Origin of the sequence: Flavobacterium sp. Root901 (assembly GCF_001429765.1) — a bacterium.
GTDB lineage: Bacteria > Bacteroidota > Bacteroidia > Flavobacteriales > Flavobacteriaceae > Flavobacterium.
This window is the reverse complement of sequence record NZ_LMJB01000005.1, coordinates 597,844-624,676: the sequence shown is the minus strand read 5'-3', so window position 1 is coordinate 624,676 and position 26,833 is coordinate 597,844. Positions and strand designations below refer to the sequence as shown.

Genomic DNA, 26,833 nt, shown 5'->3' with positions numbered 1-26,833 from the left:
TTTTATACTATTTTTTTGGTTAAAAAAACAAATGAGAAGCAATAACGGAGATAATTTTTTCATTAAATTGAATAAAAACATTAAAATTTACAAATCTGGTTTAAGAAGATTAGATTCAAACATTTTCATTTACAGTATATTTTCTATATAAATTCAAAAAGACATTTAACAAGTGCGTACGCATTGAAGAAATAATCTTTTTTATCATAAAGAAAAATCACCGATGCAGCGATTTCAAAACGAAATGATTGTTTTTTCTAATAGAATTTGTGTGGAAATTTAAAACTGTCTTTACTTTGCAAGTATTGGTATTAGTAATGTAAAACTATAATAAAATATTAAAGCACCAAAACAAATAACAAGAATTTACTTATTATTTTAATATTTGATTCTAACTAGATGAGCTTCAAAACAAAAAAGGGATCCTAAAATAGGATCCCTTTTCACTTCAAAATTACTTTATTAATAAATTACCAGAATTTAACGTATAAAGCGATAATAATCAGTAATGTAATGATAATTAGAACAGTAGTTTGCGGTTTCACGGCAAACATACCCGGATCAGATTCAAAAGCTTTTGGATTTACTTTTGGCCCTGCAAAACTCATTGCAACCATAACTAAAGTGGTGAATAAGAAAGATAATCCCATACAAATGTGGAAAGGAATTTCGTAAATGCCTTTAGCATTTTTATACGCAGTATATAATAAAGTCTCGTTTCCGAATAAAGCCGGAGCATATTCGTTGAATAAAACAGACAATACAAATCCTAAAATAACCCCAACGATAGCAGCTGCTCCCGTAGTTCTTTTCCAGAACATACCTAAAACAAACATTGCAAAAACCCCAGGGCTGATAAATCCGGTGTATTTTTGAATGTATGTGAAACCACCTACACCACCAATTCCCAGGATATCATTCCATGTAAATAAAACGGCTAAAAGCATTGCGGCAAAAACGGCAATTCTACCAATGTTTACCTGCTGTTTTTCGCCAGCTTCTTTTTGAATGTATTTTTTATGAATATCTAAAGTATAAATCGTCGAAATACTGTTTACTTTTCCGGCAAGCGAAGCCACAATTGCAGCAGTCAAAGCCGCAACAGAAAGTCCTTTTAAACCTGTTGGAAGGAATGTCAATACTGCAGAATAAGCACCGTCTTTTCCTCCAACTAATTGAGGTAAATGTCCGTCTTTGTATAAAACGAAAGCAGCAATTCCAGGAAGCATTACAATCAACGGCATCAATAATTTTAACATACCGGCAAATAAAATTCCTGTACGTGCAGTTTGTAAATCTGCACCAAGAGCTCTTTGTGTAATGTATTGGTTACATCCCCAATAATTTAAGTTGATAATCCAGATACCGGCAAGGTAAGACATCAAGCCTGGGAAGGTCAAATATTTATCAATATCATTTTGAGATGAAGCTGCAGTTGGTTTCGGAATGATCATTTTGAAATGTTCCGGAGCTTCTTTCATTAAAACTTTAAAACCGGCAATTGCATTTTCGCCAACTCCAAAATATTGTCCCACTGTAGTTAAGGCGATATAAGAAGTTACCAATCCACCAATGATTAATACAGCAACCTGAATAACGTCAGTATAAGCCACAACTTTCATTCCTCCAAGAGAAATAAACAAAGCAAAAACAGCTAAACCAACCATAATAACGTGAAGATATTCTCCTCCCGCAAGTCCATTAATCGCAACTGCACCTAAATACAGAATAGAAGTTAAGTTGACAAAAACATAAAGAAACAACCAGAAAACAGCCATAATCAAAGCAGTCGATTCGTTGTAACGTGTTTTTAAGAATTGAGGCATCGTGTAGATCTTATTTTTAAGATAAACAGGAATAAACCAAACAGCTACAATAATTAAGGCAATAGCAGCTATCCATTCGTAAGCGGCAACAGCGATTCCTAAAAAGAAACCTTCACCACTCATTCCGATGAATTGTTCTGCTGAAATGTTTGATGCAATTAAAGAAGCTCCAATTGCCCACCATGTTAAATTTCCTTCGGCAAGAAAATAGGCTTTTGCGTCTTGTTCGTCTTGTTTACGTTTGCGATAAACAGTGTAGCCGTATACAGAGACTACGATAAAGTAAATGATAAAAACCGCATAATCTGCGAGTGAAAGCCTTTGGTCCATTGTTAATAGTATTTTAGATAATTAGTATAGATTGTTTAAGTTAAAAAGTTTAAAAATGATATTTGTTTTGGTTAATGCGTTTAAATTTGAAATATGTGTTTTTATTCTGTTATATTTTTATCAAATTAAGAACAAAAGCCAAATTTAAAATAAAAACTTAAAAAACAACTATTTTAAATGTGTTATTTACATTTATAGACGGTAAATTCTGTTAAATTTTTAGACCGCAGGTTATAAACCTAAAAATTTAGTCAATTTTTACAGCATTTTTATAATGAATCTCCGCTTGCTGTCTTAAAATTTCGGCGCTTTTTTCGGGAGTAATATCTCTTTGCGATTCTCCCATCATTTCATATCCTACCATGAATTTTTTTACAGTTGCAGAACGAAGCAAAGGCGGATAAAAATGCATATGAAAATGCCATTCAGGATGATCGAAACCGTCTGTTGGCGCCTGATGGATTCCTGACGAATACGGAAATGAAGTATTGAATAAATTATCGTATTTAATCGTTAACTGTTTTAAAATTTTGGCATAAGCCGAAACTTCTTCAGCGTTAAAATCAGTTATTTTGCTGATTGCTTTTTTGCTTACAATCATCGTTTCATAAGGCCAGATTGCCCAGAATGGAACCAATGCAACAAAATGTTCGTTTTCGATTACAATTCGCACTCCGGCTTTTAACTCGGCCTGAACGTAATCTTCTAATAAAGTTCTGTGATTTTTATCAAAATAAGATTTTAAACTGTGATGCGTTTTTTCAACCTGAGTTGGCAGTGAAGACTGCGCCCAGATCTGACCGTGTGGGTGCGGGTTGCTGCAGCCCATTACACTCCCTTTGTTTTCAAAAATCTGAACGTGATTGATATATTTAATACTTCCTAAATCAGTATATTCTTTTTGCCATGTTTTTACAATGTTTTCAATATCCGAAACTTCCATTTCCGGTAAGGTAAGATCGTGTCTTGGAGAAAAACAAACCACTCTCGAAATTCCCTGTTCTGGTTTTGCCTTAAAAAATGTATGTTTAATATCTTCTTCAAAAATAATTTCATCCTGTTTTAATGCAGCAAAGTCATTGTCAAATACAAAACTGCTTTTGTATGCAGGATTATTTACTCCGTTTGCACGGGCATTTCCGGGACATAAATAACATTCCGGATCATGTTTTGGGAGTGATTCTGTCGAAATGGTTTCATTTTGTCCCTGCCACGGACGTTTTGCACGATGAGGTGAAACCAAAACCCATTCATTAATTAAGGGATTAAAACGTCTGTGAGGATCTTCGTTAATGTCAAAATTTTTCATTGTGTTGTGTGTGGTATTAAAGTAATGTTGTTCCGTTTGAGATTTTTACATCATAAAATTTTAATTGAATCCCAAATGTATCTAAATAAAGATTTGAAAACTTACTTTTTACCTCATTTTCATGTCCTTTTTTAATTAAATTTATAGTGCAGCCGCCAAAACCGCCTCCCATTACACGGGAACCAATTATTGCATTATCTGCTTTTGCGGTATCTACAAGCATGTCGAGTTCGGCGCAGCTTACTTCATATTCCTGCGATAAACCATAATGGGTTTCAAAAAGCAATTGTCCTAAAAGTTCTATATCTCCTTTATCCAGAGCTTCGCAGGCTTTTATGACACGGTTAATTTCTTTTACAACAAAATAGACTCTTTTAAAAACAGTTTCACTCATTTTGTCCTGAATGCTTAAAAGTTGTTCTTCAGAGCAGTCTCTAAAACTTTTTACTTCCGGAAAATTGTTTTTAATGATGGATAATCCCTGTTCACACTCAATTCTGCGGGTATTATATTCAGATGTAAAAAGGGAATGTTTAACATTACTGTCAAATAAAACAAGAGAATACTCTTTAAAATCGGCATTATGATATTCAAAATCCAGCGTGTTGCAGTCTAATTTTATTACTTTATTTTCAAGACCATGAACGCTCGAGAACTGATCCATAATTCCGCAGTTAATCCCAACCCAGTGTTCTGCCTTTTGTCCTAATAATGCTATATCGACTTTTTCAATTTTTAAATCAAAAAGCTGTTTAATTCCGAATATCATTCCGCACTCTAAAGCTGCAGAAGAAGATAAACCGGATCCAACCGGAATGTTACTGCTAAAAACACAATTGAAACCTTCAAAAGAAAATCCGTTATCCTGCAATTGTTTTATGACACCGCGAATGTAATTGGTCCAGACAATGTCGCTCAATTTAACCTCTTCAGTTAAATCAATTTCAAATTCTTCGTTTAAGTCAATTGCGATAATTTTTGATTTTTTGGAATTGCTTTTTTCAAATGCAAAACAAATAACCTTATCTATTGCGGCCGGCAGAACATAACCATCATTGTAATCAATATGCTCACCGATAATATTAATTCTTCCCGGAGAAAGCACCACTTTTTCTGGTTTAGATCCAAAAGACTTTTCAAAAAAAGCAGTAGTATTTTGTATTAAAATGTCATTCATTGTATTGTAATTGGCAGTTAGTTTTAGTTGATATTCTCAAATTTGTAAACTGTTTTCTGAGTATATATTTCGTCTTTTTTTAAAACAGGATTCGGAAAACGCGCCTGATTTGGAGCATCCGGAAAATTTTGGGTTTCAAAACAAATACCGCTTGTCGAATGATAGACAGCATTGTTTTTTCCTTTTAAAACATCAAAACAATTTCCGCCTACATATATATGTACACTTGGCTGATCTGTAAAGACATTCATTTTCAAATTGTTTTTTGAGCTCGATAAAGCGGCAACAGCCTCATTTGTTGTTTTAAGGACAAAGGAATTATCGATTGAAGCCGGACAATTCTTCTCAGTTCTAAAATCAAACTCGTGATGGTTAAGGTCAATAAATTTTCCTGTTGGAATATTTTCCTGATTGGTTTCTAACATTTTTTCGGCATCAATAAAAATCTTCTGATTTAAAACGCTTGTCTGGTGCCCGTCAAGATTAAAATAACTATGATGCGTTAAATTTATAATCGTATCTTCTGTCGAAACTGCTTTGTACTCTAATTTCAATTCATTTTCTTCAGTCAGGGTATAGGTTAAATCAACCTGCAATTCTCCCGGATAATTTTCATCTGAATCCTCGCTTATAAGACTAAAAGTTACAGATGGATTTTCGCCTGAAGTCTGGCTGGTAACATTCCATGTTTTTTTTCCAAAACCAACATTGCCGCCGTGAAGCGAATTTTCGTTATTGTTTTGGTTTAACTGATACGTTTTTCCATTTAAAGCAAAATTTCCTTTATTAATTCTTCCGGCATAACGGCCAACTGTTGTTCCAAAATAAGGCGCACTTGGCAGAGAGTAAGATTCTAAATACGAAGAAAGGGAATCAAAACCTAAAACGACATCAACTAGATTTCCATTAGAAAGCGGAATTTGTAAAGACGTTACCGTTGCTCCATAATTTATAATCTCTGCTTTCATACCGTTTTTATTTGATAATTCGAAAGAATGAATTTCGTTGTTATCTGGCATGAAACCAAAGGATTTAGAATTATTAGTTTCCTTTAAATGCGATTTATGTTTTATTTCCATGTAAATTTTGCCAAAAATGAAATTCAAAAATAGAAACATTTTTTATTTTTGCATACCAGTACCTACCAGTTTTTGTATATTGCACAAAATTCACTTTTCGTATGAATATAATTTCGATCCAAAATAACATTGGTCTGCCAAAATATAAACAGATTATTCTTTCAATAGAAAAAGCAATTGAAGAAGAAAAGCTTGTAAAAAACGACCGCCTTCCTTCAGTAAATAAAGTGTGTCTGGCTTTTTCGATGTCGCGCGATACTGTTTTGCTGGCATATGATGAACTTAAAAAAAGAGGAATTATTTATGCCATTCCCGGAAAAGGATATTACGTTAAAAGCGTTGAAATCACTATAAAACAAAAGATTTTTTTACTTTTTGATGAGTTGAATATTTTTAAAGAAGACATTTATAATTCGTTTTTAAACAACATTGGCAAAAATGTTCAGGTTGATATTTTCTTTCACCATTTTAACAGCCAGGTTTTTCAAAAGCTGATAAACGACAGCAACGGAAATTATACAAAATACATATTGATGCCGACAGATTTAAAAGATATTCTGAATTCGATAAAAACCCTACCAGTAGGTGAAGTAATTATTCTGGACCAGACCAATCCTGATTTAAAATCCTATCCGGCGATTTATCAAAATCATCAAAAAGATATTTTTGAAGGTTTGAAAAAAGGAAAAGAAAGACTGAATAAATACAAAAAATTAATTTTGATTTTTCCGGGATTTAGAGAACCATTGGGAATGAAACTGGGTTTTGAAGATTTTTGTGCCGAATATCACTTTGAATCTGAAATTATAACTGAATTTACAAACAGGGAAATTACGGCAGGAGATTTATACATTATTCCGAATGATCGTGATTTGGTTCGAGTAATCGAAAATGCGAGAGATAAAAACCTAAAACTGGGAACTGATTTTGGTATAATATCATATAATGAAACACCGCTGAAAAAAATTGCGGCAAACGGAATTACAACCATTTCTACACATTTTGAAGCAATGGGAAAGATTCTGGCCGAAATGGTTTTGAAAGGCAAAAAAGAACAAATTGAAAATAAATCATCTTTAATTATGCGTAATTCGTTATAACTTATTTCACAGCAAAACACCTTTTTGTTTAATAAACCAATTATAAATTAATAAAAATTATTTTTTTGTTTTGAAAGATTTATTTTGTTTACATTTGCAAATGTAAATTTTACACTTATTAATTGTTTTTATCGATTAGTGTTCATAATAATCGTTGAAACAAAGGTTAAAAGATAATTGTTTATTTTTTTTAATAGTAGTTTTATTGAAGAAAAAACCCTGAAAGTTGTGGATTTCAGGGTTTTGTTTTTTTATTAAATTGCCACAGATTAAAAGGATTAAAATGATTTTTTAAATCTGTGGCTAACTTTTTATAAGTTCAGGACAAAATCGTTTAAGAGTTTCTCTTCATATTTCTCTTTATTGAACGTATACAAATAAGATCCTTTTCTGGATGACTGCATATCTTTTTCGTCAAGCTTGTTCAGGATTTCAAGAGAATTAATTTTGCTGATAAAGTTTCTCTTATCTAACTCTTTGCTTAAAATCGCTTCATACAATTCTAAAAGCTGGCGCATAGTGAATTTTTCAGGAAGCAATTCAAAGCCAATAGGTTTTATGGAAGTTTTATAACGAAGTCTTTTTATAGCATTTTGAACCATTTCATTGTGGTCAAAAATTAAGTTTGGCGCATCGTTAATTGGAAACCATTCTGCATGATAATTTTTAATTAGTTCGGCATTATGATTTTCAATATTGATCAAAGCAAAATAGGAAACAGATATTGTTCTTTCGACAGGGTCACGATCAATTTCACTATAAGCATATAACTGCTCCATATAGATATCGTTTAAACCTGTATATGTATTTAAAATTCTGATAGCGGCATCGTCTAAAACTTCATCACGTTTTAAGAATCCGCCAATCAATGACCATTTTCCTTTTTCCGGTTCAAAATCCCTTTGAATTAAAAGTATTTTTAAACCGTCATTGTCGAATCCAAAAATAATACAATCTACCGCTAGTAAGACCTTATCGGCAGAGCTATAATTGTTTAGCATATTCAATATTTTATTGGTAAAGATATAAACTTCCTGATTTCTATCATAATTTATTAATGTAGATTTCACACTTACATAAATAACTCTTTAGAAATAGCGTTAAAAAATCTTTTTTTTGAACAAAAATAACATTCATTTTTCTTTTTATGATTTTTTTAAGTCTAAAACAGGACATTACAGGATAGTTTTTTGAATGAAAGTTCAAAATAAGGGCTAAAACATAAGTATAGAATAAGTTTTTATTTACAAAATTAAAGTTTTTCTCGCATTCAAATAACTAAAAAACAGCTCTTTTATCATTTTTTTAATGCGATGCTTTTTTGCTTAAAAAGAGGCATTTTTATAAAAAGTGTAGTTTTTACACAATTAAGCTTTAAAAAATGGTTGTTTTTTTGAAAAAAACAGCAAGATTTTAAATGTTTAGTTTACACTTAATTTACGATATGTGTTTTTTTTCACTTGTTTTTTTGTCATATTAATTTGTTTTTGAGGTTTTTTTTTAGTTAAATTTACAAATGTAAGATTAACACTTATTAACTAACAAAAACCAACCTTAAATAAACCAGTATGATAACAAACCAACAATTAATTTTTTACCGCAATTTTTTATTGCCAAAAAAAGACTGGATTTTAGCAATCTTTATGCTATTATTTGCTGTTAATCAAATGTCGGCTCAGGGCAGAGTGATTAACGGAGTTGTTACTTCGGCACAAGATAATCTGCCTCTGCCGGGAGTAAATATTATGATTAAAGGAACCAAAACAGTTGCCACAACTGGATTTGACGGAGAGTATTCGATTAAGGCATCTCCAAATGATGTTTTAATCTATTCATTTATAGGATTTCAAAACAAAGAAATCGCTGTTGGAAATCAAACAAAAATCAATATTACTTTAAATGAAGACACCAATAAATTAAATGAAGTAGTAGTTATTGGTTACGGAACACAAAAGAAATCTGACTTAACAGGATCTGTAAGTGTCGTAAATATGGAATCTGCTAAAAAAACAGTTACCTACGATGCGGCAAAAATGCTTCAGGGACAAGTTCCGGGAGTAACGGTTCAGTCATCTGGCGAACCGGGAGGTTTTGTAAACATTAAAATCAGGGGGATAACTTCATTTACAAACAATAATCCGCTTTTTATTATTGACGGAATTATGGTCGACGCGCCGTATGATTTTGCTCCGGGAGAAATAGAATCGATGCAGGTTCTTAAAGATGCATCTTCGGCCGCTATTTATGGTGTTCGCGGTGCCAACGGAGTTGTAATTATTACAACGAAAAAAGGAAAAGAAGGCAGGATGGATGTTAAATTTAAATCTATTGTTGGTCTTCAGACAGTACCAAAAAAATGGGATGTCACAGATCGTCTGGGCTATCAAAAAATTACCAGCGAAGCCGAAAGAAACCGAGATATCAGAGCAGGTGTTCCGGTAAATATTGCACCAGGAAACGATCCTTCAAGTCCTTCCTATATTTCAAATGTAAATACAGACTGGCAGAAAGAAGCTTTGCAAACAGGTGTTGTACAAAATCAGGCACTTACATTTACAGGCGGTGCAGAAAGTTTAGCGTATAGTTTTAATGTCGATTATTTTAAAAATACAAGTTATGTAAGAACACCTCAGGATTATGAGAGATTGTCTACCAATTTGAATTTGAATGGTAAAAAAGGAAAATTCAAATATGGAGCAAAAATGGGCTACACACAATCTGATAAAGAGATATTTAATGAATATAATGCCGGACAAACCGTGATCAGCGATATTTTAGGAGCGGTTCCAACCATGCCGGTTTACGATCCAAACAGACTTGGCGGATATGGAGGAACAGATAACCTAACGCAGAGAGCTATTTCGATGAACCCTATTGGCTATAATAATTTGATAGAAAACAGCGGAAAGAGAAACAGATTTCTTGGAGATGTCTGGGCAGAACTTGAAATTGTAAAAGGCCTAAAATATAAACTTGACGTAAGTTACGACAGAACAGATTGGGAGAATAGAAAATTTATTCCACCAAGTGATTTAGGATGGTATTACATTACTACAAATGATGAAGCTTCGCTGGATATTTCGACAGGAAATGAGTTGAGAACATTCCTAAACAATTTATTGACTTATGAAGTAACTCTTGGAAAACATAAAATTGATGCGTTAGCAGGATGGATTCAGGAAAAACGCGACAACCATAGTATAACGACCAGAGGAGTTGGATTTGAACCGGGTGAAATCAGCATGCTTCAATATGCAGATGCAAGAAATGCATCAGAATACAAATTTACTATTACGGGAGTTTCATACATAAGCAGATTAAATTATTCTTATGACGACCGTTATTTACTGCAGGCAAACTTCAGACAAGATAAAACCTCTCTTTTCAGCCAGATAAATAACTCTGCAAACTTTTACTCTTTTTCAGGAGGATGGAGAATCAGCAATGAAAAGTTTATCCATTTACCATCCTGGGTAAGCAATATTAAACTTAGAGGAGGTTACGGTACAATTGGTAATAATACTATTCCGCAATACTTTTTTGCAACTACCGTAAACAGCTTTGCAGGTTACGACTTTAACAACGAACTGGCTCCGGGAACAACTGTTGTAAGTGCCCTTGATCCAAATGTTCATTGGGAAAAAACATCGAGTACAAATATTGGACTTGAGTTAGGTTTTTTAGATAATGATCTGCAGTTTACAGCAGAATATTTCTTAAAAAAATCAGATGATTTACTGCTTGGTGTGCCGCTGCCCTTTTCAACAGGCGCATTTCCTTCTAATGTAACAACAAATGCAGGGGCAATGCAAAATTCAGGAGTTGAGTTTACAGCATCTTACAGCAATCACCATCATAAATTTAAATATGATATTGCGGCAAACTTTGGTACTCTGAAAAATGAAATTACAAAAATTGGAGTAAACGGAAACCCTATTTACGGAGCAGTTTCTAAAACAGAAGTAGGCAGATCTGCAGGAGAACTTTTTGCATGGGAAGCGATTGGTATTTTTCAAAATGCAGCTGAGGTAGCTTCTTCGCCAACACAAACAGGTGCTGCACCTGGTGATGTAAAATTTAAAGATGTAAATTCTGATGGAATAATTACAGATGCCGACAGAACTTTTCAGGGTGTTACAATTCCTAAATATGGTTTTGGTCTTAATTTTAGTGCTTCTTATTCAAACTTCGATTTTTCAATGTTTTGGCAGGGAAGCGGCGGCAATAAAGTTTTTAATGCCATGTACCGCAATTTAATGATCGGACAATATACCAATCACCACACAGATGAATTGAATTACTGGACACCAACAAATACAAATACAAACGTTCCGGCACCGGTTATTGGAGATCCTAACGGAAATGCCAGAGATTCTAACAGATTTATTGAAAGCGGAGATTACGTTAAATTACAAACAATGGAAATTGGTTATAATATTCCGTTTAAAGATAAATTTATTCAAAAAGCCAAAGTTTATCTGAATGGTCAAAACCTGCTGACAATTTCCAAATACAAAGGATATGATCCTGATTTTAACAGTGACGGATTAATTTCAAGAGGATATGATGCAGGATCTTTTCCAAATCCGAGAACCATTTCTTTAGGAGTAGAAGTAAGTTTCTAAAACCGGTTTAACCCATTAAAAACGTATTACAATGAAATATAAAATATTCAATTATATAGCAGTTTTCTTTCTGCTGGCTTTGGTAACAACAAGCTGTGTTGATAATGAAGACTTAGAACAGCTTGACCCAAATAATAATGCAGTCGATTCGTTCTGGCAGACGGATCAGGATGCACTGCAGGGAGTAAATGCTGCTTACGGAAGTTTATTAACAGACGGGACATACATGAGAAGTACGCCATTACTTCTTGATGCAAGGGCAGATGATGCCCGCACAAACAGCCCATGGGGTTCTATGTACAATGCCGGACATTTTAACTCAAACGTAGCAGATGCTGCCATTTACGGATGGGCTTACGAAACGTATTATCAGGGAATTTACAGAGCCAATCAGGTTTTGACAAATGTACCGGGAATTGATTTTGCAGATCAGGCTTTAAAAAACAGAATTTTAGGTCAGGCATATTTTTTAAGAGGATTATATTTGTTTCATGCCGTAAACCTGTTTAAAAATGTTCCGCTTCCAACAGAATTAGCCGTTTACTATCCTCAAAAAACACAAGAAGAAGGATGGGCACAAGTTATCGCCGATTTTAAGTCTGCTGCTGATTTACTGCCTAATTCTTATGATGGAATTTCAGGATTAGATGCCGGACAAAAAGGCCGTGCAACTAAAGGTGCAGCATTAGGATATTTAGGAAAAGCTTATTTATTTATAAAAGATTTTACTAATGCCAGAACTACTTTTAAGCAAGTGATCGATTTAGGAGTTTATTCTTTAGTTGCAAATTACCGCGATAATTTTACAACAGCGAATGAAAACAATTCAGAATCTCTTTTTGAGGTGCAATTCAGCAGAGATGCCGGAGGTGTTGATTTAGGCTGGGGAGGTGCTCCTGCATCTGGCTGGGGGAAAACCTCTGCGCGTGCCATTACATATGCGCCAAGAGCGTTTGGCTGGACAGATGTACAGCCAACATGGGCTTTATTTAATGAATTTCAGCAGGAAAAAACAAAAGCAGGAACAGTTGATCCTCGTTTAGACGCCACAATTTTCTATAATAAACCTGGTGGAATGCAATTGTATGGAAAAGATTTTGCCACTTTTTATGCTGCAAGTCCAGGAGACTTAAATGATATATTCTGTAGAAAATATCAAAATTCTGATGGAGAATTTGCAGACGAATATGACTGGCGCTCCGGAATCAACGAACGATTGCTTCGCTATGCCGACATTCTTTTAATGTATGCTGAATGTTTAAACGAAACAGGCGATACTCAGGGAGCTTACACTTATATTCAAATGGTAAGAAACAGGGTAAACCTGCCTGACTTATCTGTAACAAAACCGGGCATGACTCAAGATCAGATGAGAGAACAAATTGGTCATGAAAGATTTCTGGAATTTCCTCTTGAAGGACACCGTTTTGATGATATCCGTCGTTGGGGATGGTTAGATAATCCAACAAAACTAGCATGGCTGAAAGCCAGAGATGCCGAGTTTAATTCTTATACAAAAGGAAGGGAATATTATCCAATTCCGCAGCTGGAAATGGATAACAATCCCGGAACTGTTCAAAACGACAGTTATTAAGTTTTCAGTTTTCAGTCACAGTTTACAATAAGACGGAACTAAAAATACATTTTGAGTTAGTTAGAGTTTAGTACTATATGGCAGATTAATAGTCTGTCATATGGTATTATAAAAGAGAATGCGATTACAAGATTAAGTATTGAAACAGTAACTAAAAATTTGAAAAATGAAAACAATTACAAGTTTGGTTTTATTCGCAATATTATTCGCAAGTTGTCAAAATGAAGATATTACAATCCCTGCAAATGAGAGTGCGGCACAAGCAGCAGAGCCTCAAAATTCTCAGGTAAAAAATTTAACTGCCAAAACAGTAAGCGGAAACGTTCCGTCTCATGATCCTGGCACAATTGTAAAAAGCGGTGTCAATTATTATGTTTTTACAACAGGAGATAATATTCCTATGACCTATTCAACAAATTTAACAAGCTGGACCTGGGGAACCTCTGTATTTACTTCTACGCCAGGCTGGATTACAGGATATGTACCGGGTTTTAATAAAACATTCTGGGCTCCAGATGTTGCATGGTTTAATAACAGATGGAATATGTATTATTCCTGTTCTACTTTTGGATCTGCGACTTCTGCAATTGGTCTGGTTACTACACCGGCAATTTCTCAAAGTGCAGGAACAAACTGGACAGATCGCGGAGTTGTTGTTTCTTCTTCCTCGGCTTCAGATGTAAATGCGATCGATCCTTCTATTTTAGTTGACGGTTCAAATGTTTATATGGCTTATGGTTCATGGCATGCCGGAATTGGAGTTATTCAAATTAATCCTTCGACAGGAAAAACTACCGGAAGCAAAACTATTGTTGCAGGCGGAAACGGCGCAAGTTGGGAAGCACCTTGTTTAATTAAAGAAGGCAGTTATTATTATATGTTTGTAAACCGGGGCACTTGCTGTAATGGAGTAAACAGCACCTATTATATTGTTGTAGGCCGTTCGACAAGTCCGTTTGGGCCTTTTGTAGATAAAAACGGAGTTTCTTTAAAAAGCGGCGGCGGCACTACTGTTTTAGCAGCACAGGGAAATTACATTGGTCCGGGTCATTTGTCAAGAATTGCAGGGACACAAAAAGGGTCAGTACATTATTATGACGGAGCCGATAATGGAAATCCGAAACTTGAAATTGTATATTTTACATGGTCATCAGGATGGCCGTCACTTTCTTATTAAAATAAAATTAGAGGAAATTTTTCGGAGTTTCCTCTACAATAAAAACCACTATGAAAAAAGCACTTTTAATCTCATTTCTATTTGCACTTTGTAATCATGTCAGTTTTGCCCAAAATCAAACTACAGTAATTGCAATAAAAAATAATGCTGATTCGCCAGCTATCAATAAAAACATCTATGGTCATTTTGCCGAACATTTAGGGCGTTGTATTTATGGCGGTTTTTTTGTGGGCGATACATCAAAAATACCAAACACAAACGGTGTTAGAAATGATATTGTTAAGGCTTTAAAAGAATTAAAAATCCCAAACTTAAGATGGCCGGGCGGCTGTTTTGCAGATACTTATCATTGGAAAGACGGAATTGGGCCTCAAAACCAAAGACCGACTATTGTAAACAAATGGTGGGGCGGTGTAACAGAAGACAATAGTTTTGGAACACACGATTTCCTTAATATGTGTGAACTTTTGGGTGCGGAACCTTATTTATCCGGAAACGTAGGAAGCGGAACCGTTCAGGAATTAGCAGACTGGGTACAGTATACCAATTTTAGCGGGAAAAGTCCGATGAGTGATTTACGTCAGAAAAATGGCAGAAAAGAACCATGGAAAGTAAAATTCTGGGGAATTGGAAATGAAGCCTGGGGATGTGGTGGAAACATGACCGCAGAATATTACGCCGGAGAATACCGCAAGTTTGCCACATTTATGTCTGATTGGGAAAATACAGGAGGAATTACCAGAATTGCTTCAGGATCAAACAGCTCCGATTACAACTGGACAGAAGTTTTAATGAAAAATATTCCACTCAATATGCTGGGCGGACTTGGAGTTCACCATTACGCTGTTATTAACTGGGAAAAAAAAGGAAGCGACAGGGAGTTTTCTGAAGAAGGTTATTTTAAAACCATGCAGTCGGCTTTAAAAATGGAAGAGCTGGTTACCAAACATGCTGCTATTATGGACAAATACGATCCGGAGAAAAAAGTTGCCATGATTGTAGACGAATGGGGAGGCTGGTATGAGGTAGAAAAAGGAACAAATCCGGGATTTTTATATCAGCAGAATACCATGAGAGATGCAGTTTTGGCCGGAGCAACGCTTAATATTTTTAATAATCATGCAGACCGTGTTCGTATGGCCAATTTGGCTCAATGCGTAAATGTTCTGCAAGCCGTAATCTTAACAGACAAAGCAAGAATGATTACAACGCCGACATATTCTGTAATGAAAATGTATGCTGTACATCAGGATGCAAAATTACTGCCGGTAAGTTTCCAATCACCATTATATACTTTTAATGGAGAAACACTGCCTGCGGTTTCAGCTTCGGCATCAAAAGATAAAAATGGAGCAGTTCACATTTCTTTGGTAAATGTTGACGCAAAAAATAAAAACAAAATAGAAATTGATGTAAATGATTTAGGTGTAAAAAACTTCACAGGAACTATTATAACATCGGCTAAATTACAAGATTACAATTCATTCGAAAATCCGGACAAAATTGTTCCAACCGTTTTTAAAGGTTTCGAAAACAAAAAAGGAAAACTTGAAATTACAATTCCTCCTTTCTCTGTTGTTGTTTTAGAAGGAAAATAAAATAGAAACAAATGAAAAAAGAAAACGTCATTATAAAAATCATTTCTTTCATCGGATTTTTTGCTGCAGTGATTTTACTAACGAGCTGTTCCAAAGATGATCCGGCGCTAGAAGAACCAAATCCGGATCCTGTAACACCGCCTGTTGTAACACCAGCATTTGCAGGGCCTGCTTATGCAGATAATTATACCGCAATAGCGGGTTGGGGAAGCAGGTCACAATGGAATTTAGCCAACGTGCACGATCCGTCAGTAGAAAAATCAGGAGAGTATTATTATATGTATCAAACCGATGCTTCCTACGGAAATGCGCATGATGGCAACGGACATTTCTTTTACAGAAGATCAAAAGATTTGATCAATTGGGAATTTATGGGAGCTTCTATGACTACAGCACCAGCCTGGGTAAAAGATTCTCTGAATAATAAAAGAGCGAGAATGAATCCCGCACTTCCTCCAATCGAAAATCCGAATTACGGATATTGGGCACCTTGCGTTCGCAAAGTTGGGAATAAATTCAGAATGTATTACAGTATTGTAGTTACCAATCCAATTGTTGGAACCGATACGAATACTTCCTGGACAGAACGTGCCTTTATTGGTTTAGCCGAAACAGATGATTTGGCTTCGAACAATTGGACAGACAAAGGAATGGTAGTTTGCTCAGAACCGGACGGGATAAAAAGTTATGTTAGAAACGGAGGAAACGATTGGGATGCGTATTTCAAATTCAACGCCATCGACCCCAGTTTTATTGAAACTCCAGACGGCGAACAATACTTAATTTACGGTTCATGGCATTCCGGAATTGCAGCTTTAAAATTAAATCCGGCAACAGGAAAACCAGACAAACTAAAAACAATTGACGATTACGGAGTGCGAATTGCAGGACGCGGCAATGTAAATACTAATCGCTGGCAGGCACTTGAAGGGCCTGAAATTATCTACAACCCAGATACACAATATTATTATTTGTTTTTGGCTTATGATGAATTATCGGTAGCTTATAATACAAGAGTGGCCCGATCCAAAAACATTCTCGGACCTTACGTAACCAATACCGGTATCAGTATTACAAATGGTGCAGAATGTTATCCCGTTATAACGCATCCATATCAATTTAAAAATCATACAGGATGGGTTGGATTTTCGCATTGTGCTGTTTTTCAAAACTCAACAACTAAGAAATGGTTTTATGCCTCGCAGGCAAGATTGCCGGAAGGTGTTGCCGGAATCGCCGTTTCAAATGCGGTTATGATGGGACATGTCCGCGGCATTCAATGGACAGAAGACGGCTGGCCTGTTATAGAACCGGAACGCTATGCAGGAGTACCGGCAGCGAATTTTGCTGAAGGAAATCTGGTAGGAACCTGGGAACAAATCACGATGAATTATCAGTACAAAACCATGCAGAAATCCGTGACAATTTATTTAACCGCAGATAAAAAAGTAAGCGGTGATGTAACCGGAACATGGTCGTACGACGCAACAAAAAAAATCGCAACCATAAATGGAGTAAAATGCAATGTAATCGATGCCTGGGATTGGGAATCAGCAACACGAAAAGTAACATTAAGTTATACCGGAATCAACAGTGCAGGACTAGCAGTCTGGGGTAAAAAAGTGAATTAAAAATATGCCACAGATTTCACAGATTAAAAGGATTAAAAAATCGGCATGATCTGCAAAATCAGCGGGAGAAAATATTTAAAAACATAGAAACATAGATTTTAATTGAAAACAAAAGAGCTTAAAAAACAAATCTAGATTTGAACACATAGTCCCGATCCCGAAACTTCGGGACGAGATGAATTTAGAAAAATGAAATGCCTTTTTAGATAAAGCAGAACTATGATTCTATGTGTTTAAATAAAAGAACGATTAGAAAAAAAACATTTTAATCCTTTTAATCTGTAGTAAAAAAATAATGGTAATGAAAAACCTATTTACAAGCCTTTCTATTTTGTTTTTATCGATGGCGGGTGCACAATCGGTAAAAACAAACAATCCCATTATCACCGATAAATACACCGGAGATCCAGCCGCATTAGTCTACAAAGAGAAAGTCTATTTGTATGCCGGACATGATGAAGCACCAAACGATTTTCACTTTTATAAAATGAACGAATGGCTCGTATATTCTTCTTGTGATATGAAGAAATGGGAATCCCATCCCGTTCCGTTAAAGACGAGTGATTTTAAATGGGCAAAAGGCGATGCTTGGGCTTCACAGGTAATACAACGAAACGGAAAATTTTATTGGTATGTAACGGTTGAACACGGGACAATTCCCGGAAAATCTATTGGTGTTGCGGTTTCAGACAGTCCGCTCGGGCCTTTTAAAGATGCATTGGGAAGAGCTTTAATTACCAACGATATGACCAAATTTACTGATATAAGCTGGGACGATATCGATCCGACAGTTTATATCGATTCAGACGGACAAGCTTATTTGTTTTGGGGAAATACTTCTTGTCATTATGCCAAATTAAAAGAAAACATGACAGAAATAGACGGGGAAATTCATCATATAGAACTTCCAAATTTTACGGAAGCACCATGGATTCACAAACATAAAAATTGGTACTATTTGTCATACGCTTACGAATTTCCGGAAAAAATCGCTTATGCCATGAGTAAGTCAATTACCGGACCGTGGGAATATAAAGGGATTTTGAATGAAATTGCCGGAAACAGCAATACCAACCATCAATCCATAATCGAATTTAAAGGGCAGTGGTATTTCATTTATCACAACGGAGCATCAAAACCGGATGGAGGAAGTTTTAGAAGATCCGTCTGCATCGATAAATTATTTTATAACAAGGACGGAACGATGAAACGAATTGTAATGACGTCTGAAGGAATTCAATAGTTAGTTTCAGTCGCAGTCACAGTTTTCAGTTTGTTCATGAAACATTCAGATGGACTTACATGGCCTAAAAGTTTTCAGATAAAGCCAAACTTAAATTTACTTATATAACTTATATGGTTTACAAAAACATAAAATATGCAATTTCAATTCTAATCTTCCTAATTGGTGGAATTTCTTTTGCGCAGGAAATTGTAGTTCACGATCCCGTTGTCATCAAACAAAAAGACACGTATTATTTGTTCTGTACCGGAAAAGGAATCAGCGTTTTTACTTCCAAAGATTTAAAAAACTGGAGTCCAGAACCACAGGTTTTTGCAGAAAAACCAGTTTGGGCAGATGGCGTTGCAGCCGATTTTAAGAATCATATCTGGGCGCCGGATATTTCATTCCATAACAATCAATATTATTTGTATTATTCGGTTTCGGCTTTCGCCAAAAATACATCGGCAATTGGCTTGGCTATAAATAAAACATTAGATCCAAAAGACAAAAATTTTAAATGGGTCGATCAGGGAATTGTGATTCAGTCGCATCCCAACCGTGATATGTGGAATGCTATTGATCCGAATTTAATTTTGGATGAAAACAATACGCCGTGGCTTTCTTTCGGTTCTTTTTGGGAAGGATTAAAATTGGTAAAATTAAATCCGGACTTAAAATCAATTGCTGAACCTCAGGAATGGCATACGATTGCCAAACGAAAAAGAACCTTCGAATTAGCAGATTCAGATCCCGGAGACGGCGCACTTGAAGCTCCTTTTATTTTCAGGAAAAATGGTTATTACTATCAATTTCTTTCCTGGGATTTATGCTGTCGCGGAGAAAAAAGCACCTATAAAGTGGTTGTTGGAAGATCAAAAAATGTAACAGGACCTTATGTCGATAAAGAAGGAAAACAGCTGGATCAGGGCGGAGGAAGTTTAGTAGTTCAGGGTGACGAAAATTACTTTGGGGCAGGACATAACAGCGCCTACACTTTTGATGGTAAAGACTATATTTTTTATCACGCCTACGAAAAGAAAACCAATGGAACACCAAAATTAGTAATGAAAGAAATGAATTGGGATTCCGATTTATGGCCTGTTTTAAAATAAATAAAAATTATCAGCCACAGATTTTCAGGATTAAAAAGATTAAAATAAATCTGCTTAATCTGCGGGAGAAAAATTTAAACACATAAAAACATAGGTTTTTAAAAATGAATAAAAGAGTTCAAAAAACAAATCTAGATTTGAACACATAGTCCCGATCCTGAAACTTCGGGACGGCATGAATTTAGACAAATGAAATGCCTTTTTACAGACAACATAAAACTATGTTTCTATGTGTTAAAATAAGTGCTCAATATGTTAGAATAAAATAAAACAATGAAGAAATACAACTTACCAATTTTAATGATTTTCATGTCATTTTTAGTTTTTATTTCCTGTAAAGAAACTAAAAATGGTGTCGTACAATCGTCTAAAATATCAGCTGCAAAAGCGGGTTACGAAATTGAACCTGTTAACATTCAAAATGTAAAACTGAACGATTCGTTCTGGCTTCCAATTATTAAAAGAGTGCAGGAAATTACGATTCAATATGCGATCCAAAAATGCAATGAAGAAGGTCGTTTTGAGAATTTTTTAATTGCCGGAAAACAAAAAACCGGAACCGTTCGCGGAGAAATGCCTTTTGACGATACAGATGTTTATAAAATTATTGAAGGTGCATCGAATACGTTAATCAGTGCGCCAGATCCGAAATTAGAAAGAGTTTTAGATTCATTAATCGCAATTGTAAAAATTGGTCAGGAAGCAGACGGATATTTGACGACATGGAGAACCATAAATCCGGCAAAACCACCCTGTACCTGGGTTCCGGTGATTGAAGGAAAACGCTGGGAATCATTGCAAATAAGTCACGAATGTTATAACGCAGGACATTTGATTGAAGCGGCTATTGTGCATTTTGAAGCTACCGGAAAAAGAAATTTCCTTGACATTGCGATCAAAAATGCCGATTTATTAGTGCGGACTTTTGGTGAAAAGCCAGGTCAGATAAGAGGTGTTCCGGGACATCAAATCGTAGAAACCGGACTAATGAAATTATATCAAATTACCGGAAAAGAAGATTATTTAAAACTGGCGAAATATTATCTGGACAATCGCGGGAATCCAAATGATCATAAATTATATGGTGAATACGCACAAGATCATATTCCGGTAATTCAGCAAAATGAAGTTGTGGGCCACGCGGTAAGAGCCGTTTACATGTACGCCGGAATGACGGATATTGCAGCTTTAACAAAGGACAAAACCTATGAAAATGCCGTAAATAATTTATGGCATAATATGGTGAACAAAAAAATGTACATCACCGGAGGAATTGGTTCAAGACACGACGGAGAAGCTTTTGGAGCAAATTACGAGCTGCCAAATCTCACCGCTTATAATGAAACCTGCGCTGCAATTGGCGATGTATACTGGAACCACAGACTGCATAATTTATACGGTAAATCAGAATATTTTGATGTCATAGAACGCACGATGTACAATGGATTGATTTCGGGAATTTCGCTTAACGGAAAACAATTTTTTTATCCGAATGCCTTAGAATCAGACGGTGTTTATAAATCGAACAGAGGTTCCTGCACACGTCAGGCCTGGTTTGATTGTTCATGCTGCCCAACAAATTTAATTCGTTTTATTCCATCGATTCCGGGATTGATTTATTCTAAAACCAATGATATTTTGTATGTCAATTTATACGCTTCAAACAATGCTTCTTTTACTTTAGGAAAAACAGATTTACAGATTTCACAGCAGACTTCGTATCCCTGGAACGGAAAAATTGCGATTTCAGTTAATCCGAAAAAAGCACACCAATTCACCATAAAACTTCGTGTTCCGGGATGGGCGAGAAATGAGGTTTTGCCTGGCGATTTATATACATATAAAAAAGCTTCAACTCAAAAATCAACGATAAATATTAATGGAGAATCAATAAATGTTCAGCCGGAAAACGGTTATTACACCATTACAAGAAATTGGAAAAAAGGGGACAAAATTGCGCTTAATTTTCCAATGGAAGTTCAGGAAGTAGAAACAAATTCAAAAGTAGAAACCAATAAAAGCAAAGTTTCTTTAGAATACGGACCAATCGTGTACGCTGTTGAAGAAGTAGACAACAAAAATAATTTCGATAAAATCAACATCAGGGCCGGAGATACATTCAAAGTAAAAAAAGAAGAAAATTTATTGAACGGAGTAAATGTTATTGAGAGCGAAAAATTCAAAGCAATCCCCTATTATTCATGGTCAAACCGAGGCGTAAACAAAATGAAAGTCTGGCTGGATTATAAGAATTAAGAGAATAGAAAAAGAGAATAGAAAAAAGAAGTTCTGGTTGCCACGAATTACACGAATTTCCACAAATTTAAAACTATAAAAATTCGAGAAATTAGTGCAATTCGTGGCAAAAAATAAAAAAACCACACAACAATAAAACATAATGAATCAAAATCTAATCAAAAAAGCTACGATCTGCGGACTATTGTTCAGCAGCGTTTTAGCATCGGCACAAAAAAATAATTTACAAGTTGAGGTTTCAAAAACTGTTGCAAAAATACAGCCTACGATGTACGGAGTGTTTTTTGAAGATATCAATTTTGCTGCCGACGGAGGATTATACGCTGAAATGATTAAAAACAGATCTTTTGAATTTCTGTTTCCGATGATGGGATGGAATGAACCCAACAGCGATCGTCATAAACTAAACCAGCAATCCGGAATTGCAAACGTAATTCAGTATTCGCAGCAAGGAACCAATCACAATTATTGCCGCGTTACGATTAACGATGCTTCGGGTTATGAGTTGATTAACGAGGGTTTTAGAGGAATGGGAATAAAGAAAGACCTGAAATACAATCTGACCTTAAAAGCAGCCAAAATATCAGGAAATATTTCTAAAATTAAAATTCAGTTTATAGATAAAAACAACAAAGTTTTAGGAGAAACTTCTATTACGCCAACATCACAAAACTGGACAGATTATACTGCGCAATTAACAGCAACAGCAACAGAAGCAAAGGGAAAATTAAAAATCACTTTTGAAGGAAACGGAGTAATTGATTTAGACAATATTTCATTGTTTCCGGAAGATACCTGGGCGGGAAGAAAAAACGGATTGCGTAAAGATTTAGTGCAATTATTATACGATTTGAAGCCAGGATTTTTACGTTTTCCGGGAGGTTGTATTGTCGAAGGAAGAACGCTGGCAGAACGTTACCAATGGAAAAAATCGGTTGGAAAAGTAGAAGACAGAGAAACGGCTGTAAACCGTTGGAACATGGAATTTGCACACAGACCTGCGCCGGATTATTTTCAGAGTTTCGGATTAGGATTCTTTGAATATTTTCAGCTTTCAGAAGATATTGGTGCTTCTCCGCTTCCGATTTTAAGCTGTGGAATGGCATGTCAATTTAATACGGGAGAATTGGTTCCAATGGATCAAATCGATCCGTATGTGCAGGATGCTTTAGATTTAATTGAATTTGCCAATGGCGGAACAGAAACGGCTTGGGGAAAATTGAGAGCAGAAATGGGACATCCAAGGCCCTTCAATTTAAAAATGATCGGAGTTGGAAATGAACAATGGGGTCCTGATTATATCGAGCGTTTTAAAGTGTTTGAAAAAGCCATCAAAGCCAAATATCCAAACATTACGATTGTTTCAGGAACAGGACCTTTTCCTGACGGAGATTTTTACGATTACGGCATGAAAGAATTGAAAAAACTAAATGCAGAAATTGTAGATGAACATTATTACAAAAATCCGGAATGGTTCCGTAAAAACGCAACGCGTTACGATAGTTATGATCGAAAAGGACCAAAAATTTTTGCCGGAGAATATGCCGCTCAAAGTGTTGCAATTGCAAGTCCGGACAATAAAAACAACTGGGAATGTGCCTTTTCTGAAGCTGCATTTATAACCGGAATGGAACGTAATGCTGAGGTTGTTCACCTGACATCCTACGCTCCTTTATTAGCGCATGAAGAAGGCTGGCAGTGGACGCCGGACATGATTTGGTTTAACAATTTACAGTCGTATGGTACGGCAAATTATTATGTTCAAAAATTATTTTCAAACAATAAAGGAACAGATTTAATCAGCATTACAAAAGACGGAAAGGCAGTTACGGGACAAAATGATTTGTTTGCTTCTGCAGTAAAAGATGTGAATTCTAAAGAAGTGATTTTGAAAATTGTCAATACATCTTCTGCTTCGCAAAATTTTACGATTGATTTAAAAGGAGCAAAATTAGATGTAAAAGGAACAGCAATTACTTTGAAAGGGGATGGTTTAAATGATGAAAATTCTTTTGCTGCTCCAACCAAAATCAGTCCAAAAGAAACTGAATTTAAAGTAGATGGAAATAAGGTACAATACGATTTTCCATCGTACTCAGTGACCGTTTTGAAAATTAAGATGAAATAATCGCAGCATTATAAATGTAAAATCAACGTTTGCAATTTGATTTTCGACGAAATACCTGATTTGATGCATTATTTGTAAAAATTAATGAGCCAGATTTTATTAAGTGTTTTTTATACACTTATGAATTATTTATAATTATATTTGTCAATATTTAAAATAAATTAGAATGAAAAATTACGTAATAGGATTGGACTACGGAACAGATTCTGTTCGAGCGGTGCTTATTGACGCAGAAAATGGGCAGGAGCTGGCATCGAATGTTTCTCATTACAAAAGATGGAAAAACAAACAATATTGTGACGCTTCTATAAATCAGTTTCGCCAGCATCCTTTAGATCATATTGAAGGACTGGAAATTACCATTCAAAATGTTGTAAAAGAAAGTAAAGTTGATCCATCATTAATAAAAGGAATTTGTATTGATACAACCGGATCTTCTCCTGTTCCGGTTACTAAAGACGGAACGCCATTGGCATTGACAAAGGGTTTTGAAGAAAATCCAAATGCGATGATGGTGTTGTGGAAAGATCACACCGCAATAAATGAAGCAAACGAAATCAACGAACTGGCAGTAAGCTGGGGCGGAGAAGATGTAACAAAATACGTTGGAGGAATTTACTCGTCTGAATGGTTTTGGGCAAAAATCCTTCACATTGCAAGACAAGACGAAGCCGTTAGAAATGCAGCGTATACCTGGATGGAGCATTGCGATTTAATGACGTATTTGTTGATCGACGATAAAGATTTAAAAACGTTTAAAAGAAGCCGTTGCGCCGCAGGACACAAAGCAATGTGGCACCCGGACTGGAACGGATTACCTCCGGTTGAATTCTTAGAAAAATTACATCCGTATTTAGCACAGCTTCGTGGTAATTTATATGATGAGACGTATACTTCAGATTTAGCTGCAGGAAAATTAAGCCAAGAATGGGCAGACCGTTTAGGGCTTTCAACAGATACCATTATTGCTGTTGGAACCTTCGACGCGCATTCTGGAGCTGTTGGAGCCAAAATAGAAGAGAATACTTTAGTTCGCGTTATGGGAACTTCAACTTGCGATATTTTGGTGGGTTCTTATGATGAAGTGGGAACAAAAACTGTTCGCGGCATCTGCGGACAAGTGGACGGATCTGTTATTCCGGGCTTTATTGGACTGGAAGCCGGACAATCAGCATTTGGCGATTTATTGGCTTGGTACAAAGAATTATTGATGTGGCCGACAGAACATTTATTAGGGACTTCGTCTCTTTTAAACGAAACTCAAAAAGAACAATTAAGAGAAGAATTCAGTGATAAATTGATTGTAGAATTGACGAAAGAAGCAGAAAAGATTCCGGTTTCAGAAAGTCTTCCAATTGCTTTAGACTGGATCAACGGAAGAAGAACTCCAGACGCGAATCAGGAATTAAAAAGCGCGATTTCAAATTTATCATTAGGAACAAAAGCGCCACATATTTTTAAAGCTTTAGTAAATGCAATCTGCTTTGGAGCAAAGAAAATCGTAGACCGTTTTGAAGAAGAAGGTGTAAAAATCGACAGCGTTATCGGAATTGGCGGCGTTGCCCGTAAATCTCCTTTTATCATGCAGACTTTGGCAAACGTTTTAAACAAGCCAATTAAAATTGCAGCTTCAGACCAAACTCCTGCTTTAGGTGCAGCAATTTATGCAGCTGTTGCCGCAGGAATTTATCCAAACGTAATTGAAGCCAGCCAAAAAATAGGAAGCGATTTCGACGGAGAATATTTCCCTCAATTAGATAAAGTATCGGCTTATCATAAACTCCTTTTAGCTTATGAACAATTAAGCGCTTTCGCCGATCCAAACATTAAAATAGCACAGCATGAGCTCTCTTTATAAAGATTTAAAACAAGAATGCTACGAGGCAAACATGCAGTTAAATGCATTGAATCTTGTGGTTTATACTTTCGGAAACGTAAGCGCGGTAGATAGAAAAAATGGTGTTTTTGCCATTAAACCAAGCGGTGTTCCGTACGAAGATTTAAAACCGGATGATATCGTAATTGTTGATTTTGATAATAACGTTATCGAAGGAACCATGCGTCCGTCTTCTGATACTAAAACGCATGCGTATTTGTATAAAAACTGGCCAAATATCGGCGGGGTTGCCCATACACACGCAACGTATTCTGTGGCCTGGGCACAGTCGCAGCAGGATATTCCGATTTTCGGAACAACGCACGCAGACCATTTAACAGCTGATATTCCGTGTGCGCCACCGATGGCAGATTCTTTAATTGAAGGAAACTACGAGCACAATACCGGAATCCAGATTTTGGATTGTTTCAAAGAAAAAAATCTTTCTTACGAAGAAGTAGAAATGATTTTAATTGGAAATCACGGTCCGTTTGCGTGGGGGAAAAATGCTGCAAAAGCGGTTTACAACAGTAAAGTTCTGGAAGTTGTAGCCGAAATGGCCTATCTGACTTTACAGATAAATCCGAACGCACCAAGATTAAAAGATTCATTAATCAAAAAACATTACAACCGTAAACACGGAAAAGATTCGTATTACGGACAGTAATTTTAGTTTCAGGTTTTTTTTGTTTCAAGTTTCAAGTTGTTGGGACGTGAAACTTGGAACGTGAAACAAACAGAAACAAAACAAAAAATAAACAATTCAAGCTTTTTCAGATTCCAGCAAACT

General features: G+C 35.7%; 17 protein-coding genes. 12 read left to right on the top strand and 5 right to left on the bottom strand.

Annotated features, from left to right (window positions below; translation table 11 throughout):
• Positions 1-470: 470 nt before the first annotated feature.
• The 4 genes from ASE21_RS06400 to ASE21_RS06385 all read right to left on the bottom strand — a co-directional run bounded on the left by ASE21_RS06400 (position 471) and on the right by ASE21_RS06385 (position 5,721).
• Positions 471-2,156, bottom strand: coding sequence for a sodium/sugar symporter (locus ASE21_RS06400; protein ID WP_057121767.1), 1,686 nt, complete (start codon positions 2,154-2,156; stop codon positions 471-473).
• Between the two features lie 247 nt (positions 2,157-2,403).
• On the bottom strand, positions 2,404-3,465 hold the full coding sequence (locus tag ASE21_RS06395; RefSeq protein ID WP_057121766.1) for a UDP-glucose--hexose-1-phosphate uridylyltransferase: 1,062 nt from the start codon (positions 3,463-3,465) through the stop codon (positions 2,404-2,406).
• Positions 3,466-3,481: 16 nt separating this feature from the next.
• The gene (gene galK, locus ASE21_RS06390) at positions 3,482-4,642 is read right to left on the bottom strand and encodes a galactokinase (protein WP_057121764.1); all 1,161 of its coding nucleotides are present in this window, start codon (positions 4,640-4,642) and stop codon (positions 3,482-3,484) included.
• 23 nt (positions 4,643-4,665) lie between these two features.
• Positions 4,666-5,721 carry an aldose epimerase family protein gene (locus tag ASE21_RS06385; RefSeq protein ID WP_057121762.1) on the bottom strand — a complete coding sequence of 352 codons (1,056 nt, stop codon included), beginning with the start codon at positions 5,719-5,721 and terminating at the stop codon, positions 4,666-4,668.
• Between the two features lie 101 nt (positions 5,722-5,822).
• On the opposite strand from ASE21_RS06385, the gene ASE21_RS06380 reads away from it, so the two are divergent.
• The gene (locus tag ASE21_RS06380; protein ID WP_057121760.1) at positions 5,823-6,821 is read left to right on the top strand and encodes a GntR family transcriptional regulator; all 999 of its coding nucleotides are present in this window, start codon (positions 5,823-5,825) and stop codon (positions 6,819-6,821) included.
• A gap of 311 nt (positions 6,822-7,132) precedes the next feature.
• On the opposite strand, the gene ASE21_RS06375 is transcribed toward ASE21_RS06380, so the two are convergent.
• Positions 7,133-7,822 carry an NUDIX hydrolase gene (locus tag ASE21_RS06375; RefSeq protein ID WP_057121758.1) on the bottom strand — a complete coding sequence of 230 codons (690 nt, stop codon included), beginning with the start codon at positions 7,820-7,822 and terminating at the stop codon, positions 7,133-7,135.
• Between the two features lie 567 nt (positions 7,823-8,389).
• Here ASE21_RS06375 and ASE21_RS06370 point away from each other — a divergent pair.
• The 11 genes from ASE21_RS06370 to ASE21_RS06320 all read left to right on the top strand — a co-directional run bounded on the left by ASE21_RS06370 (position 8,390) and on the right by ASE21_RS06320 (position 26,710).
• Positions 8,390-11,446, top strand: a complete 3,057-nt coding sequence (locus ASE21_RS06370) for a SusC/RagA family TonB-linked outer membrane protein (protein WP_057121756.1) — start codon at positions 8,390-8,392, stop codon at positions 11,444-11,446.
• Between the two features lie 31 nt (positions 11,447-11,477).
• Positions 11,478-13,040: a RagB/SusD family nutrient uptake outer membrane protein gene (locus ASE21_RS06365; protein ID WP_057121754.1), complete on the top strand. Its 1,563-nt coding sequence runs from the start codon at positions 11,478-11,480 to the stop codon at positions 13,038-13,040.
• Between the two features lie 166 nt (positions 13,041-13,206).
• On the top strand, positions 13,207-14,217 hold the full coding sequence (locus ASE21_RS06360; RefSeq protein WP_057121753.1) for an arabinan endo-1,5-alpha-L-arabinosidase: 1,011 nt from the start codon (positions 13,207-13,209) through the stop codon (positions 14,215-14,217).
• Between the two features lie 50 nt (positions 14,218-14,267).
• On the top strand, positions 14,268-15,815 hold the full coding sequence (locus tag ASE21_RS06355; protein WP_057121751.1) for an alpha-N-arabinofuranosidase: 1,548 nt from the start codon (positions 14,268-14,270) through the stop codon (positions 15,813-15,815).
• 11 nt (positions 15,816-15,826) lie between these two features.
• Positions 15,827-17,446, top strand: a complete 1,620-nt coding sequence (locus ASE21_RS06350) for an arabinan endo-1,5-alpha-L-arabinosidase (protein WP_057121749.1) — start codon at positions 15,827-15,829, stop codon at positions 17,444-17,446.
• A gap of 301 nt (positions 17,447-17,747) precedes the next feature.
• Positions 17,748-18,689, top strand: coding sequence for a glycoside hydrolase family 43 protein (locus ASE21_RS06345; protein WP_128414660.1), 942 nt, complete (start codon positions 17,748-17,750; stop codon positions 18,687-18,689).
• Between the two features lie 113 nt (positions 18,690-18,802).
• The gene (locus tag ASE21_RS06340; protein WP_057121745.1) at positions 18,803-19,783 is read left to right on the top strand and encodes a family 43 glycosylhydrolase; all 981 of its coding nucleotides are present in this window, start codon (positions 18,803-18,805) and stop codon (positions 19,781-19,783) included.
• Between the two features lie 273 nt (positions 19,784-20,056).
• The gene (locus ASE21_RS06335; RefSeq protein WP_242410233.1) at positions 20,057-22,039 is read left to right on the top strand and encodes a glycoside hydrolase family 127 protein; all 1,983 of its coding nucleotides are present in this window, start codon (positions 20,057-20,059) and stop codon (positions 22,037-22,039) included.
• A 142-nt stretch (positions 22,040-22,181) separates the two neighbouring features.
• Positions 22,182-24,167: an alpha-L-arabinofuranosidase C-terminal domain-containing protein gene (locus ASE21_RS06330; RefSeq protein WP_057121743.1), complete on the top strand. Its 1,986-nt coding sequence runs from the start codon at positions 22,182-22,184 to the stop codon at positions 24,165-24,167.
• 166 nt (positions 24,168-24,333) lie between these two features.
• Positions 24,334-26,025: a ribulokinase gene (locus ASE21_RS06325; RefSeq protein ID WP_057121741.1), complete on the top strand. Its 1,692-nt coding sequence runs from the start codon at positions 24,334-24,336 to the stop codon at positions 26,023-26,025.
• Positions 26,009-26,710 (top strand): L-ribulose-5-phosphate 4-epimerase, encoded by a 702-nt coding sequence (locus tag ASE21_RS06320; protein WP_057121739.1) that lies wholly within the window; start codon positions 26,009-26,011, stop codon positions 26,708-26,710. The genes ASE21_RS06325 and ASE21_RS06320 overlap by 17 nt, the downstream gene beginning before the upstream one ends.
• Positions 26,711-26,833: the final 123 nt, after the last annotated feature.